The sequence below is a fragment of the Alicycliphilus sp. T452 genome, assembly GCF_054512775.1.
In genome coordinates this window covers 115,228-128,599 of the sequence record NZ_JBTNEH010000003.1, presented here as the reverse complement: position 1 = coordinate 128,599, position 13,372 = coordinate 115,228, and the positions used below count along the sequence as shown (strand labels likewise).

The 13,372-nt window shown below is 65.8% G+C and carries 17 protein-coding genes and 3 pseudogenes; 19 read left to right on the top strand and 1 reads right to left on the bottom strand.

Annotation, left to right across the window (positions count from 1 at the left end):
- The first annotated feature begins 51 nt into the window (after positions 1-51).
- Entirely contained in the window at positions 52-330 is a 279-nt protein-coding gene (locus tag ACX12L_RS03645) for a hypothetical protein (RefSeq protein ID WP_003116828.1), read from the top strand.
- Positions 331-618: 288 nt separating this feature from the next.
- On the top strand, positions 619-1,443 hold the full coding sequence (locus ACX12L_RS03640; RefSeq protein WP_003098941.1) for a hypothetical protein: 825 nt from the start codon (positions 619-621) through the stop codon (positions 1,441-1,443).
- Between the two features lie 261 nt (positions 1,444-1,704).
- Here ACX12L_RS03640 and merR read toward each other — a convergent pair whose 3' ends face one another.
- A complete protein-coding gene (merR, locus tag ACX12L_RS03635; RefSeq protein ID WP_003098939.1) occupies positions 1,705-2,112 on the bottom strand; it encodes an Hg(II)-responsive transcriptional regulator in 408 nt (135 codons plus the stop codon).
- 71 nt (positions 2,113-2,183) lie between these two features.
- On the opposite strand from merR, the gene merT reads away from it, so the two are divergent.
- The 17 genes and pseudogenes from merT (at position 2,184) to ACX12L_RS03550 (ending at position 13,332) form a co-directional block, all read left to right on the top strand.
- On the top strand, positions 2,184-2,534 hold the full coding sequence (gene merT / locus ACX12L_RS03630) for a mercuric ion transporter MerT (protein WP_011804695.1): 351 nt from the start codon (positions 2,184-2,186) through the stop codon (positions 2,532-2,534).
- Between the two features lie 12 nt (positions 2,535-2,546).
- Positions 2,547-2,834, top strand: coding sequence for a mercury resistance system periplasmic binding protein MerP (merP, locus tag ACX12L_RS03625; RefSeq protein ID WP_003116826.1), 288 nt, complete (start codon positions 2,547-2,549; stop codon positions 2,832-2,834).
- A 10-nt stretch (positions 2,835-2,844) separates the two neighbouring features.
- A complete protein-coding gene (merA, locus tag ACX12L_RS03620) occupies positions 2,845-4,533 on the top strand; it encodes a mercury(II) reductase (protein WP_034061735.1) in 1,689 nt (562 codons plus the stop codon).
- An 18-nt stretch (positions 4,534-4,551) separates the two neighbouring features.
- The gene (locus ACX12L_RS03615) at positions 4,552-5,067 is read left to right on the top strand and encodes a Tn3 family transposase (RefSeq protein WP_003098931.1); all 516 of its coding nucleotides are present in this window, start codon (positions 4,552-4,554) and stop codon (positions 5,065-5,067) included.
- A pseudogene (locus ACX12L_RS03610) lies at positions 5,031-5,549 on the top strand (Tn3 family transposase); the annotation flags it as partial. The gene ACX12L_RS03615 and the pseudogene ACX12L_RS03610, both read left to right, overlap by 37 nt.
- 33 nt (positions 5,550-5,582) lie before the next feature.
- Positions 5,583-5,879, top strand: a pseudogene (locus ACX12L_RS03605) (DUF3085 domain-containing protein); the annotation flags it as partial.
- A gap of 141 nt (positions 5,880-6,020) precedes the next feature.
- A pseudogene (locus tag ACX12L_RS03600) lies at positions 6,021-6,471 on the top strand (XF1762 family protein).
- A gap of 310 nt (positions 6,472-6,781) precedes the next feature.
- Positions 6,782-7,687, top strand: a complete 906-nt coding sequence (locus ACX12L_RS03595) for a DUF3577 domain-containing protein (RefSeq protein WP_313301100.1) — start codon at positions 6,782-6,784, stop codon at positions 7,685-7,687.
- A 144-nt stretch (positions 7,688-7,831) separates the two neighbouring features.
- Complete coding sequence (locus ACX12L_RS03590) at positions 7,832-8,659, top strand: DUF932 domain-containing protein (RefSeq protein WP_003050347.1); 828 nt, start codon at positions 7,832-7,834, stop codon at positions 8,657-8,659.
- Between the two features lie 94 nt (positions 8,660-8,753).
- On the top strand, positions 8,754-9,443 hold the full coding sequence (locus tag ACX12L_RS03585; RefSeq protein WP_459261335.1) for a DUF3275 family protein: 690 nt from the start codon (positions 8,754-8,756) through the stop codon (positions 9,441-9,443).
- Positions 9,444-9,537: 94 nt separating this feature from the next.
- The gene (locus ACX12L_RS03580) at positions 9,538-9,879 is read left to right on the top strand and encodes a hypothetical protein (RefSeq protein ID WP_003116822.1); all 342 of its coding nucleotides are present in this window, start codon (positions 9,538-9,540) and stop codon (positions 9,877-9,879) included.
- Between the two features lie 104 nt (positions 9,880-9,983).
- Positions 9,984-10,391 carry a hypothetical protein gene (locus tag ACX12L_RS03575; protein WP_003116821.1) on the top strand — a complete coding sequence of 136 codons (408 nt, stop codon included), beginning with the start codon at positions 9,984-9,986 and terminating at the stop codon, positions 10,389-10,391.
- Positions 10,392-10,407: 16 nt separating this feature from the next.
- A complete protein-coding gene (locus ACX12L_RS03570) occupies positions 10,408-10,668 on the top strand; it encodes a hypothetical protein (RefSeq protein ID WP_003090124.1) in 261 nt (86 codons plus the stop codon).
- Between the two features lie 76 nt (positions 10,669-10,744).
- The gene (locus tag ACX12L_RS03565) at positions 10,745-11,392 is read left to right on the top strand and encodes a hypothetical protein (RefSeq protein WP_003116820.1); all 648 of its coding nucleotides are present in this window, start codon (positions 10,745-10,747) and stop codon (positions 11,390-11,392) included.
- Positions 11,393-11,432: 40 nt separating this feature from the next.
- Positions 11,433-12,566 (top strand): DUF6094 domain-containing protein, encoded by a 1,134-nt coding sequence (locus ACX12L_RS03560; RefSeq protein WP_223224654.1) that lies wholly within the window; start codon positions 11,433-11,435, stop codon positions 12,564-12,566.
- Between the two features lie 50 nt (positions 12,567-12,616).
- The gene (locus ACX12L_RS03555; RefSeq protein WP_459261334.1) at positions 12,617-12,937 is read left to right on the top strand and encodes a methyltransferase; all 321 of its coding nucleotides are present in this window, start codon (positions 12,617-12,619) and stop codon (positions 12,935-12,937) included.
- A gap of 89 nt (positions 12,938-13,026) precedes the next feature.
- Positions 13,027-13,332: a hypothetical protein gene (locus ACX12L_RS03550; RefSeq protein ID WP_003116817.1), complete on the top strand. Its 306-nt coding sequence runs from the start codon at positions 13,027-13,029 to the stop codon at positions 13,330-13,332.
- The last annotated feature ends 40 nt before the right edge of the window (positions 13,333-13,372 follow it).

Genomic DNA, 13,372 nt, shown 5'->3' with positions numbered 1-13,372 from the left:
CCGGTCTCCCGCCAGAGAGCCGGGCCGGCGCACTTTCACAGGAGCGATCCCATGTTCCCCGACCTCATCACACCCGCATCCGACTTCGAGCACCAACTCGGAGCCTGCGTCAACGCCATGAGCCAGGAAGATGCCATCGGCCAGATCCTGGTATTCGAGCGCATGAGCGGCACGCTGCACATGCGCCATATCGCCAGCGCCGACCTGGTGGACACCGACGTGGACGACTACGAAATGGTCGTCTTCGACGGTGGCAACACAAGCGGCGACACGTGGAAACACGTGTTCTTTCCGCGTCAGCGCGAGCACTACTTCGTGTACCAAGCCTGATTCCTCCAGCCCCTTTCGAGGGGCTTTTTCTTGCCCGCAGCACAGGAAAACGGTTGTGGTGCGGTGCCGTTTCCTGCGGGCAGGCAGACCGCCCCAGGGCCATGCTTGCCCCATGTTCGTCGGCGTTGCCGGCACATGCCCAGGCAGTCGAGACCTTCGAGGCTGCAAGCGCGGGAAACCGTGCTGGTCGTTTCTTCCTACGGACCTACCGCGTCCATCCACGCCACCCACAAGGGACCTCTCCCTTGCGGGCGGGGAATCCCTTGTTTTTCCTCAAGGAGTTTCCCCATGGATCGTTCCCTCATCAAATCCATGATGCCTTCGCTGGTCGCAGGCCATGTGCCCCGCAACGTGCGGTCGTTCAAGTACCGCGTGTTCGATGATCAGCCGCTGTCCTCAACGCTGGGCTTCGCCATCGACCCCCAACCCTTCGACGGCAAGGTGGTCGCCGCGACCGACGATGCCATCGTCGTCAAGCTCAAGCCTTCCGAGTTCGCGGTGCTCGATCCCAGCCTGGTGACCACGGTTCCTGCCGAAGGCGCCAAGGTGCATGTCCAACCCTATGCCCGTCGTCGCTTCGACGGACTGCGCGCGGACACGCCGGAGGTCATCACCGAGGAGACTTCGGACGGCACGCCGTACACCATCACGAGGCACATCCTCGGCTCGGCGCCGGCCAAGCTGCCCATTCCCACGCCGCAGTGCATGGAGTTGGGCCAGCTCATCGAGCAGTTGGAGGAGATGCCGGCCCCCGATCGCTTCCGGCGCATCACCCACATGCTGGTGGATGCCGGTGCCCGCGACTTCACCTGGGTCGATCCCACGCCCTCCAAGATCATCGAGACCCCGCCGGCGATCAGCTTCACGGTCTCGACCGCGAAGTTCGAGGGCCGGGTGACGATCCTCTACGACCGCGGCGGAGACACCTACGTGGTGGAACTGCACCGTCAGAACGGTGAATCGGTCGAACTGGTCGATCGGCACGACGAGGTGTATTTCGACATGCTCGGCGAAGTGCTGGAGAGGCTCATCGACGACGGGCGCTGGCGCCAGATCGACGTGAGCATCCTCGACGCGAAAGCGGCCCGCAAGCGCCAGGCCGTCCCGGCATGACGCCCCGCAGCGAAACCGGGCGGTCCTGCGGCTGACCCGAGGCATCCGCCACGGCGTTCCAGCCGTTCCGGCCGCGTGCACTACAGGCCCTTCATCCCATCGGATGGAGGCCTTTCTCATTCTTCCACACAGGAGATTTCATCCATGTCACTGCGATTCAAAGGCGCTGACCTGCGCCCCGTGCTGACCGAAGCCATCGCCAATCAGGGGTCGTCTCAGAAAACGGAAAAAAATCGTACGCTAAGAGCCGAAGTGGGCCCTTTAGCAGCAATGCAAAGCTGCGATCAACGGGCAGGAAACATTGCCATGGTGCGCGTTGCACTCTCTCACTAGCGTCGACAGGGCCTCTTCCATCCGCGTGAGGTCCGCCATGCGTGCGCGCACATCGGCCAGCCGGTGAGCAGCCAGTTCGGCCGCCTCGCTGCAATGGGTGCCGTCCTCCAGTTTCAGGAGCTGGCCGACTTCATCCAGGCTGAATCCCAGGCGCTGGGCTGACTTCACGAACTTCACCCGCGCCACGTCCGCCTGCCCGTAGCGGCGGATGCGACCGTAGGGCCGCTCCGGCTGGGGTAGCAAGCCCTTGAGCTGATAGAAGCGGATCGTCTCCACGTTGACCCGGGCTGCCTTGGCGAAGGCCCCGATGGTCAGATTCTCTTGAGCGTTCTCCATGGCGCTTGACTCCGTAGTTGACTACGGAAGTAACGTTACAGCATCAAGCGAAGTCCCGGAAGGAGAACCTTATGTCGGAACCCAAGAACGGCCGCGGCGCACTGGCGACCGGCGGCGTCGCGGCCGTCCTCGCCTCGGCCTGCTGCCTCGGCCCCCTTGTCCTGGTCGCGCTCGGCTTCTCTGGCGCGTGGATCGGCAACCTGACCGTGCTGGAGCCGTATCGGCCGATCTTCATCGGCGCAGCGCTCATCGCGCTGTTCTTCGCCTGGCGCAGCATCTTCCGACCAGCCCATGCCTGCAAGCCCGGCGACGTTTGCGCCGTGCCCCAAGTGCGGACTGCCTACAAGGTGATCTTCTGGATCGTGGCCGCCCTGGTTCTGGTTGCCCTCGCGTTTCCCTACGTCCTGCCGCTGTTCTACTGAAAGGAGATCACCATGAAGAAACTCACCACCCTCACCACCCTCATCGCCCTGGCCGCCGCTCTAAGCGCGCCCGCCTGGGCTGCCACCAAGACCGTCACCCTGTCGGTGCCCGGCATGACCTGCGCCGCGTGCCCGATCACGGTCAAGACGGCTCTGTCCAAGGTCGCCGGCGTCGAGAAGGCCGAAGTCAGCTTCGAGAAGCGGGAGGCCGTCGTCACCTTCGACGAGGCCAAGACCAATGCCGACGCCTTGACCAAGGCCACCGCAAACGCGGGTTACCCGTCCAGCGTCAAGCAGTGAGGGCGTAATCATGGCCGAGGCGATCACCCTCCACATCGAAGGCATGACCTGCACGTCGTGCGCCGAGCACGTCCAGCAGGCTTTGACGAACGTGCCCGGCGTGCGCGCGGCCTCGGTGTCCTATCCGCAGCGGCAGGCCGAAATCGAGGCGGATGCAGGCGTGAGCGTGGCCCCGCTGGTTGCCGCAGTGGCCACGCTCGGCTATCGCGCACGGCTTACCGACACGCCGAACAAGCCTGCCGGCCTGCTAGACAAGGCGCTGGGCTGGCTCGGTGGCGAAACGAAGCATGTTGGCGGTGAACAAGCGCTGCACGTGGCTGTGATAGGCAGCGGCGGCGCGGCGATGGCGGCTGCCTTGAAGGCCGTGGAGCAAGGCGCCCGCGTCACGCTGATCGAGCGCGGCACCATCGGCGGCACCTGCGTCAATGTCGGCTGCGTGCCGTCCAAGATCATGATCCGCGCCGCGCACATCGTCCACCTGCGCCGCGAAAGCCCGTTCGATGCTGGCCTGCCGGCCGCAGCGCCCGCTGTACTGCGCGAGCGGCTGCTGGCCCAGCAACAAGGCCGCGTCGAGGAGCTGCGCCATGCCAAGTACGAAGGCATCCTGGCAAGCACTCCGGCCATCACCGTGCTGCGCGGCGAGGCCCGGTTCAGGGACACGCGCACGCTGACCGTGGCGACCGCTGACGGCGGCACGCACGAGGTGAACTTCGACCGCTGCCTGATTGCCACCGGCGCGAGCCCGGCGCTTCCGCCAATCCCGGGCCTTGCGGACACACCCCACTGGACCTCCACCGAGGCGCTAGAAAGCAGCTCGCTCCCCGAGCGGCTGGCCGTGATTGGTTCCTCCGTGGTGGCGGTCGAGTTGGCGCAAGCCTTCGCCCGGCTGGGCAGCCAGGTCACGATCCTGGCGCGCAGCACGCTGTTCTTCCGAGAAGACCCGGCCATCGGGGAAGCCGTAACAGACGCCTTCCGCGCCGAGGGCATCGAGGTGCTGGACCACACCCAGGCGAGCCACGTTGCCTATGCGGGCGGGGAATTCGTGCTCGCCACCGGGCAGGGGGAAGTGCGCGCCGACAAGCTGCTGGTCGCCACCGGTCGCGCGCCGAACACGCGCAGCCTGAACCTTGAAGCGGCAGGCGTCGAAGTCAATGCGCAGGGAGCCATCGTCATCGACCGCGCCATGCGCACGAGCGCACCGCACATCTTTGCTGCCGGCGACTGCACCGACCAGCCGCAGTTCGTCTATGTGGCGGCGGCGGCCGGCACGCGCGCCGCGATCAACATGACCGGCGGCGACGCGGCGCTGGACCTGACGGCGATGCCGGCGGTGGTGTTCACCGATCCGCAGGTGGCGACCGTGGGCTACAGCGAGGCGGAAGCGCACCACGACGGCATCGAGACCGACAGCCGGCTGCTGACGCTCGACAACGTGCCGAGGGCGCTCGCCAACTTCGACACGCGCGGCTTCATCAAGCTGGTGGCGGAAGCTGGCTCAGGGCGGCTGATCGGCGTACAGGCGGTCGCGCCGGAAGCGGGCGAACTGATCCAGACGGCCGCGCTGGCGATCCGCCACCGGATGACCGTGCAGGAGCTGGCCGACCAGTTGTTCCCCTACCTGACCATGGTCGAGGGACTGAAGCTCGCGGCGCAGACCTTCAACAAGGACGTGAAGCAACTGTCCTGTTGCGCCGGATGAGGAAAAGGGAGGTGTTCGATGAACGCCTACAGCCGCGCCAACCGCCGCATCTACGCGGCCTTGTCCGATCCCCTGTCGGCCACCCACCGGCACCGCCTCGACGATCTGCTCAAGCGCCACGACAACGGCAAGACGACCTGGCTGGCCTGGCTGCGCCAGTCGCCCGTCAAGCCGAACTCGCGCCACATACTCGAACACATCGAGCGCCTCAAAGCCTGGCAGGCGCTCGACCTGCCTTCCGGCATCGAGCGGTCGGTGCACCAGAACCGCCTGCTCAAGATCGCCCGCGAAGGCGGCCAGATGACGCCCGCCGATCTGGCCAAGTTCGAGGCACAGCGCCGCTACGCGACCCTGGTGCGCTCGCCATCGAGGGCATGGCCACCGTCACCGACGAAATCATCGACCTGCACGACCGCATCCTGGGCAAGCTGTTCAACGCTGCCAAGCACAAGCATCAGCAGCAGTTCCAGGCGTCCGGCAAGGCGATCAACGCCAAGGTGCGGCTGGCCACCTCGATCAAGCAGGGCACGGTGACGGCCTCGCTGATGCTCAGGAAACTCGGCAGCTACCCGCGCCAGAACGGCCTGGCCGTGGCGCTGCGCGAGCTGGGCCGCATCGAGCGAACGCTGTTCATCCTGGACTGGCTGCAAAGCGTCGAGCTGCGCCGCCGCGTGCATGCCGGACTGAACAAGGGCGAAGCCCGCAACGCGCTAGCCCGCGCCGTGTTCTTCAACCGGCTGGGCGAAATCCGCGACCGCAGTTTCGAGCAGCAGCGCTACCGGGCCAGCGGCCTCAACCTGGTGACGGCGGCCATAGTGTTGTGGAACACGGTCTATCTGGAACGGGCCTCAAACGCCTTACGCGGTCACGGCCAGACTGTCGATGACGCCCTGTTGCAGTACCTGTCGCCGCTGGGCTGGGAGCACATCAACCTGACCGGCGATTACCTCTGGCGCAGCAGCGCCAAGATCGGCGCGGGCAAGTTCAGGCCGCTACGACCGCTGCAACCGGCTTAGCGTACGATTTTTTCCGTTTTCTGAGACGTCCCCAATCAGTGCCGCATTGTCCTGGTCAAGGATCAGGGCGTGTACTTCCTCGCCGAGCGTGGGGAGCGTCGCCCGGATGGGCGCCAGGCACTGCTCGCCTACGCCGTCGGATGCAACCCGGACACCGACCCGTTCGATGACTGGTGGCACCTCGCCGGCCGCGAGCTGGGCGGCGATGACTTCGCGGAGTATTTCGACCCGAAGGACGGCCTGTTCACGCGCCTCCAGCACTCGGCGGACGATCTCGTGCTTTCCGCCACCGCCACGCACCTGTCCTTAGCATTGGTGCCTCCCGCCTGACGCGGCAACCGCCTCGCAGCCCCCGCATCGGGGGCCTTCTTTTGTTCGCACCGCCGCCATCGCCGCGCGTGCGCGTTTGTCTCCAGCCGCCGAGGCACGCCCCGCCGGCCACAACGCCGGCATGCCACCGGAGACAACCGCATGAACACGCCATCGACCTCGCCGAGGCTGCACCTCCTACCGGTGTCGCTGCGCACGGCCAATGCATTCGTTCTGTCGCACCATCGCCACCACCGCCCGGTCCAGGGCGCGAAGTTCGCCCTGGCCGTCACGCTGAGCGACAGCGACCTGATCCACGGCGTGGCCATTGTCGGCCGCCCGGTCGCGCGGCACCTGGACGCTGGAAGTCACGCGGCTGTGCACCGACGGCACACCCAGCGCCTGCAGCAAGCTCTACGGCGCGGCCTGGCAGGCGGCAAGGGCGCTGGGCTACATACGCCTGCTCACCTACACCATGCCCGACGAAGGTGGCGCCAGCCTGCGCGCCGCCGGCTGGCGGCTGATCGGCGCGCGCGGTGGCGGCGCCTGGAGCCGTCCCGGCCGTCCGCGCGCCGATACCCCCGAGCACCTGCGCGGCGCCAAGTGCCTGTGACAGGCGCCGGGTGGCGCGGACAAAGGGAAGCGCCCGGGTGCCGATTGATTGCTGCCGCGCGCGCGAGGCCCCGCCATGCTGGCCCCATGCCTGCTGACGTCGTCAGCGACATGCCAGGCAACCATCGGTCTTCGAGGTTGCGGCGCAGTTCCCACTGCGTGACCGAGCCAGCTCGCACCGCATCCTTCCGCGAGCGGCCACCAGCCTCTGGTGGCGGATGCTTTCGCCTTATCAACCCACCGCGGGGTCACGCACCTTCCCCGCATGCGTGGGCCGGTGTGTCTCCGCTTCATCCCAATGGAGATTCACCATGAACACCACGTCCAACGAGAAATCGTATTTCGACCTCCACACCTCGGGCATCGGCTACATCCAGCGTGTCCGTGAAGTGCCCGTCCGGGGCGGCCGCCGTGCGCAGCCTTTCCTGGCATGCACCATCGCCGCGCTGGTCGGCCCCGCCCGGGACCCCAGCTACCGCTACTTCGACGTCAAGGTCTCGGGTGCCGAGGCCAAGAAGCTCGTTCAGCGCTACATCGGCGTTGACGATCCCAAGCAGCGCCCGCTGGTGCGCTTTCGCCTCGGTGACCTGTGGGGCGATGTGTACATCCGCGACAAGGGTGAGCAGAAGGGTCAGGCCGCCGCGTCCCTCAAGGCGCGACTGCTCAAGGCCGAACTGATCGACCGGGCCGAACTGGCTTCGATCGAGCAGCACGAGCTGATCACCCGCGGCATCGGCTATCTCAATCGTGTGAAGGACGTCACCCCAAAGGCTGGCGACTCGTTCCTCTCTTGCACCGTCGCAGCACTGGCCGGGCCTGTCGATGAACCGGAGTATCGGTACTTCGACACCATCGTCGCCACCCCGGAAGCCGAGCATCTGGTTCGCCGGTGCGTTCAGGCCATCGAGGGTGACCGCAAGGTGCTGATCGCCTTCCGTCTGAACGACATGAAGATCGATCCGTACATCCGCACCAAGGGCGAGCACGCCGGGGAACCGGCCGCAAGCCTGGAATCGACGCTGGTCCACATCGGTCTGATCAAGATCGACGGCACCCAGGTCTATCCGACGAGCCAGGCGCAACCCGAGGCGCCGCCGGCCGAAGACGCATCCGCGTCCGAAGCCGACGACGCCATCGACACGGCCACCGAGCCCGCCGAGCGCGAGCCCGAGGCGCAAGTCGAGGAGCAGGAGCCGGCATTGGCTGCTTCGTTCTGATACGGCATGGCCCCTCACGGGGCCTTGTCGCTTCTCTTCCCGCATCCGCCGCGTCCCCATGACGCGCGCTTGCGCATTTCATCCCCCGAGTTCCGCGTGGTCTCACCGCCGCGCGGTTACCGCATTTCTCAAAGGAGATCAGCCATGTCTCTGGCATCCCGTTTTGCTCCGCAATCCCCGATCCTGCGCTCCGATCGTCCACTCTCGGACGACCGCATTCGTGCCGTCGTTCCGTCGATCTTCGCCGACGCTCCGCATGGGAGCCGGTCCGATCGGTATGCCTACATACCGACCTCGACCGTGCTGACCAAGCTGCGCCAGGAGGGCTTCGAGCCCTTCATGGTGTGCCAGACACGCGTGCGCAACGAAGACCGGCGCGAGTACACGAAGCACCTCATCCGACTTCGCCATGCGAGCCAGATCAACGGCGACGAGGCGAACGAGATCATCCTGCTCAACAGCCACGACGGCACGAGCAGCTATCAGATGCTCGCCGGCATGTTCCGGTTCGTCTGCCACAACGGCCTGGTTTGCGGTGACACCACCGCCGACATCCGCGTTCCCCACAAGGGCGACGTGGCCAGCCAGGTGATCGAAGGTGCCTACGGAGTCCTCGAAGGCTTCGAGCGCGTGCAGAACGCGCGCGATGCGATGCGCACCATCACCCTCGATGAGGGCGAAGCGGAGGTCTTTGCAAACTCCGCGCTCGCACTCAAGTACGACGATCCAGCCAAGTCCACGCCTGTCACGGAGAGCCAACTGCTGGCACCCCGGCGATGGGACGACCGCAAGAACGACTTGTGGGCCGTCTTCAACCGCGTCCAGGAGAACCTCGTCAAAGGGGGCCTGAACGGACGCACGGCCAACGGCCGCAATCAGCGCACCCGTCCGGTGCAAGGCATCGACCAGAACCTGCGCCTGAACCGGGCGTTGTGGCTGCTGGCCGAAGGCATGCGCCAGCTCAAGGCGTGATGCCACGCGGACCTCGCCCACCTCGGGCGAGGCCATTTCCTCTCATCCACCGGGTGCCGTCGGCGGCCCGTCATTCATCATCAGGAGAACCATCATGGCAACCCCATCGGCTTCCGAGAAATCGGTTGCGCCCATCGTCGTCCCCGGCCAGCTCACGCTGCGTACCATCCGCGGCAAGAACGGCCCGTTCACGGTTGGCCGCCTCGCCACGCACCTCGGTACTTTCGAGGTCAAAGACCCGGAGCTGGAGCAGTACCCCGAAGGCAAGTACGACGGGGAATTCATCATCAGGTACATCTTCCCGAAGTCCTATCCGGTCGGCGGCGGCATGCGGTTCGAGATCCGTGCCAGCCTCGACGGCATGACGCTCAACGGCATCGACAAACTCAGCCGCGACGAAGCCCGCAGCTTCGCCACCCAGGACGTCGATCCGCTCGATGAAGAGCAAGGGGCGCAGCCTGCGACAACGCCGGCCAAGCCGACCAAAGCGTCCAGGCCCGCCAAGCCCGCACCCGTGCAGGCGTCCGCGGACCCGCTGGTCGATACCACGCCCTTCGGCGTGGATGCGCCACCGCCTGCTACGGCCGCTGCCCCCGGCAGCACCGAAGACGGTGACGCCGCGCTCTTCGGCCTGCTGTGGCCGCTGGGCGAGTCCGTGAAACTGGATTCGACCATCGACCGCCGCACCCTGCGCGCGCAGATCGCCCGCCTGGGCGAGCTGGGCTACGCGCTGGACTTCAAGACGCAGGAGTGGAGCCGCCAGGCCGAACCAAAACCTGCGTGATCGCAGACGCCGCATGCGCGGTGTTCTTCATCCACCCGCCGGGGTTCCTTTCCCATGCGGGGGAGGCCCTGGCCATTTTCTGGAGGTCTCCATCATGTCCACCATCGCTTGCGATACCCCGCGTTCAACGCTGGATGAACCCGCGTGGCGGGACCTTTGCAAAGCGGCCGCCGCACACGCCCAGCGCGGTTGCGGCTTGTCCTACGACCACTACGTGACTCTCTTCAGTTCGGCGATCGACGCACAGGCCAATCGTTTGCCGGATGAGCAACGTGCTCAGGCTCTCGAAATCGCGGCCCAGGAATGGGACTACGCAACACCTGCCGAACGGCAGGAAACCCAGGACTGGAATGCGGAGCATGGCTATTGCTCGCACGGGATCGAGTTCGGCTACTGCCCGGCCGGTTGTGATCGAGACGATGACGACTGGGATTGAGGGCGACGCATAGGTTCCTTCGCCGCAGATGCGGCATTCCATCACCCGCTGGGGGTTCTTCCCCACGGGGAGGCCTTCAGCTCAACTTTTCGAGGAGGCCTCTCATGGGCTGGTATTTCTCAAACCAATCGCGGTCCGAACTGATCGCGGAACTGATCGCACCGCAAGAGACCGAGCGCGCCAGCGTCAAGGTCATCGCTCACACCCTGCGCGGCAACGTGCTGTGGTCCGTCGCCGAAGTGACCGCCAAGGTCGAAGGCGTGCATCGTGATCTCGCACCGGGCCAGTCCCTGCGCTACATCCGCTGCGATCTGCTTGAACGAAGCGGCGGCCAGTGGGGCTACAAGTCCTTGGACGAGTCCATGCACCCGTACTACTACACGTGCCCGCTGTCCTATCTGGACCTCGCACCGGAGCAGTCCGCCGACTGGCGTGCAGGCGTTCGCGCCTACCACGCCCGGCGGCGCACACCCACGGCATCCGCGGCATCCGCCGCGGCGTCGATGGCCTGAGCCAGGAGGAACCGACATGGACCCGATCCTGGCAACGCTTCCGCCCTCGTTGCTGGCACTCGTTGAAGGGAGTTTGTCCAACGACGAAGTGTCCTCCGACGAGGAAATGCTGGCGTACTTCATCGACAACGGCCTCACCGAGGACCAGGCACGGCAGGCACTGACCTACCGCGACCAGTACCTCAACAACATCTACCTGGAAGGCTTCACGCCGATCACTTCGGCGGACGAGCCGCTTCACTTCAACCCGCACACCCGGCAGTTCGAGCCGGACTGAGCGGTTTTCTTCCACCCCCTGGGGCAGTACTTGCCCCAGCGGGCGGTGCTGTTCCCGTTCATCCGAGGACACCACCATGCCCGCAAACACTTCTTCCACGCTGTACCGCATCGACGAATGCCCGGACGTGATGGCCGACGCCTGCGTCGGCGATGACCAGGGCAACCTGATCTTCCTGTCCATCTGGGCGCGGGACACCGCCGTCCAGCAGTTCCTCGCTCGCCTGACCCTCGGGCGCGACGAGCAGGGACTGGACCAGTTCCACGTCATCACCGACCAGGGCGGCAGCGTCCCGGTATTCATCGGCAACGTCGATCGCCTGGAAAAGCGCATCACGCGCGCGTACCGGCGGACGCTGTTCGGCTCGCTGTCCAACGTGTGGCTGTTCGACCGGCGCTGCGTCAAGCCCGACAAGGCCAACGCCAGCGCATTGGCACTGCTGCCACGCGACAGCGCCCACAGGCTTGACCGCCTGTGGATGCTGGTGCGGGACACCTGCCCGTTGCCGCTGCTCGATCACTGGCGCGAGACCGTGCTGGAACTGCTGCAAACCCGCGAGATGCTGGCCCGCCTTCCGTTCGCCCTCGGGCCGCTGGAAGGCCATCGGCTCGCCATCGACGTGCCGGCGCTGACCCTGGCGCTCGGCTCCCTGATCCGCAGCGACGCGCTCACCGCCTATCCGTATCCGGCCAAGATTTGGACGCCGGAAGCGGTAGCGGCTTGACCCACCCTCGGAGGCACGCCTTGGCGTACTTCCGTGTTTCATCCCCGCCAACCAGGAGACTTCCATGGCCCTCATGTTCCCGCGGCTCGCCCGCAATTTCGTCAAGAACGGATATTTCCCGACCGACGAACCCACGCTCGAAAGAGCGCTCAACGCACTGATGCCCAGCGACGGGCCGATGTGCATCCTCGATCCCTGCGCCGGCGAAGGCGTGGCGATCGCCGAAGCCGCCCATGCCCTCGGGCGCGAGCAGGCAAAGGCGTTCGCCGTCGAGTTCGACGCGGAGCGGGCGCGCCATGCCCGCGGCCTGGTCGATCACTGCCTGCACGCGGACCTGATGGACACGATGGTCTCCAAGCAGTCCTTCGGGCTGCTCTGGCTCAACCCGCCGTATGGGGACCTGTCCAAGGACGTCAACGGCAACATCGGCTATCAGGGCCAGGGCCGTGCCCGCCTTGAAAAGCTGTTCTACCAGCGCACGCTCTCGCTGCTGCAATACGGCGGCGTGCTGGTTTTCATCGTCCCCGGCTACGTGCTCGACGCGGAGTTGGTCGGCTGGCTGACGCGCCACTACACGGACCTGCGCATCTACCGAGCGGTGGAGACGCAGTTCAAGCAGGTGGTGATCTTCGGACGCCGGGTGCGCCAGCGCGAGCAGGTGCCCGATGGCGTCAAGGCCGTGCGCAATCTGCTGTTGCAGGTAGGGCAAGGCGAAGTCGAAGCCGAGGAACTGCCGAGCGAGTGGCCGTTCCTGCCGTACATCGTCCCCGCCAGCCCGGCCGAGCCAGAGCATTTCTTCCGCGTGACGATGGAGCCCGAGCAGTTCGCCGATGAGGTTGGCAGGCTGCAAGGCTTGTGGCCATCGCAGGACACGCACCTGGGGGCTGCGCAGCAATCGCTGCGTCCACCGGCGCGGGCCTTGTCCCGCTGGCATCTCGCCCTGGCTCTGGCCGCGGGTGCGATCTCGGGGGTTGTGCGCTCCAAGACCGGGCGCGTGCTCGTCGTCAAAGGTGACACCCACAAGGACAAGACGCTCCAGCGGGAGTTCACCGAACGCGAAGACGGCTCCATCGCCGAGACCCGCATCCTCACCGACAAGTTCGTTCCCGTCATCCGCGCGTGGGACATGACACCTGGCTCCGCGACACGGGGCGAGGTGTTGACCATTCGCTGATCCACCGGACGCGCTGCCGTCCTGCTGTACCAACTCGAAGGAGAAACACCATGATCCCCAATCCGTTCAAGCGGCCTGCGCCGCACAAGCAACCGTTGTTCGCACCGAGTACGTTGAAGTTGAGCGAGAAGGTGCATTGGCTGGCCCGGCGAGGCCTGATCGACCCCTTGGCCTATGTCCAGCGCCATGTGCGCGGGGACTGGGGCGAGATCGATGAGGCCACACGCCAAGCCAACGACGTGGCGATCCAACTGGACAACCTAATGATCTCGCAGTTCAGGATCACGCCGGACCTGGCGCTGATCGTCAAGACCAGCGAGGACCACCAGACCACGGTGGTCCAGCTTCCCGAAGAGCGGGACCTGATCTGAGGCCCCACATCGTCATCCTCATCCACCTGACGGAGCCACTTCACTCCGGCAGGGGTGTCGTGGCTCAATGACTCATCAAGGAGGAGCCCATGGCATCGCATCGCATCGAAACCTACTGCCAGCGGCTGGCGTTCCCCATCGGGGCGCTCATCTTCAGCAGAGGTGTTGACCGCCTGGTCCGCGCGGGTCGCCTGGACCCGATCCCGTACTTCAGGCGCCACACCCGTGGCGACTGGGGCGACGTCAACATCCAGCAATGGCAGACGAACAGCAGCGCGCTTCAATCGGGCGCGTCGCTGGAATCGCACTACGTGATCCATCCGGGGCTCGCCATTCGCATCGTCACCGATTCGCAGCGCTGCGCAACCGTCATCGTGCTTCCGTCCGAAGACTGAGCACGGTTCACCTGCGGGCCGCCCAGGCCAGCACCTTCAA

Bases quoted from the DNA above. Each gene is read 5' to 3' on its own strand.
- ACX12L_RS03570 (WP_003090124.1), top strand. From the start codon at position 10,408: ATGGACCCGATCCTGGCAACGCTTCCGCCCTCGTTGCTGGCACTCGTT.
- merT (WP_011804695.1), top strand. From the start codon at position 2,184: ATGTCGGAACCCAAGAACGGCCGCGGCGCACTGGCGACCGGCGGCGTC.
- merR (WP_003098939.1), bottom strand. From the start codon at position 2,112: ATGGAGAACGCTCAAGAGAATCTGACCATCGGGGCCTTCGCCAAGGCA.
- ACX12L_RS03645 (WP_003116828.1), top strand. From the start codon at position 52: ATGTTCCCCGACCTCATCACACCCGCATCCGACTTCGAGCACCAACTC.
- ACX12L_RS03595 (WP_313301100.1), top strand. From the start codon at position 6,782: ATGAACACCACGTCCAACGAGAAATCGTATTTCGACCTCCACACCTCG.
- ACX12L_RS03585 (WP_459261335.1), top strand. From the start codon at position 8,754: ATGGCAACCCCATCGGCTTCCGAGAAATCGGTTGCGCCCATCGTCGTC.
- ACX12L_RS03615 (WP_003098931.1), top strand. From the start codon at position 4,552: ATGAACGCCTACAGCCGCGCCAACCGCCGCATCTACGCGGCCTTGTCC.
- ACX12L_RS03565 (WP_003116820.1), top strand. From the start codon at position 10,745: ATGCCCGCAAACACTTCTTCCACGCTGTACCGCATCGACGAATGCCCG.
- ACX12L_RS03550 (WP_003116817.1), top strand. From the start codon at position 13,027: ATGGCATCGCATCGCATCGAAACCTACTGCCAGCGGCTGGCGTTCCCC.
- ACX12L_RS03580 (WP_003116822.1), top strand. From the start codon at position 9,538: ATGTCCACCATCGCTTGCGATACCCCGCGTTCAACGCTGGATGAACCC.
- ACX12L_RS03590 (WP_003050347.1), top strand. From the start codon at position 7,832: ATGTCTCTGGCATCCCGTTTTGCTCCGCAATCCCCGATCCTGCGCTCC.
- ACX12L_RS03640 (WP_003098941.1), top strand. From the start codon at position 619: ATGGATCGTTCCCTCATCAAATCCATGATGCCTTCGCTGGTCGCAGGC.
- merA (WP_034061735.1), top strand. From the start codon at position 2,845: ATGGCCGAGGCGATCACCCTCCACATCGAAGGCATGACCTGCACGTCG.
- ACX12L_RS03555 (WP_459261334.1), top strand. From the start codon at position 12,617: ATGATCCCCAATCCGTTCAAGCGGCCTGCGCCGCACAAGCAACCGTTG.
- ACX12L_RS03575 (WP_003116821.1), top strand. From the start codon at position 9,984: ATGGGCTGGTATTTCTCAAACCAATCGCGGTCCGAACTGATCGCGGAA.
- merP (WP_003116826.1), top strand. From the start codon at position 2,547: ATGAAGAAACTCACCACCCTCACCACCCTCATCGCCCTGGCCGCCGCT.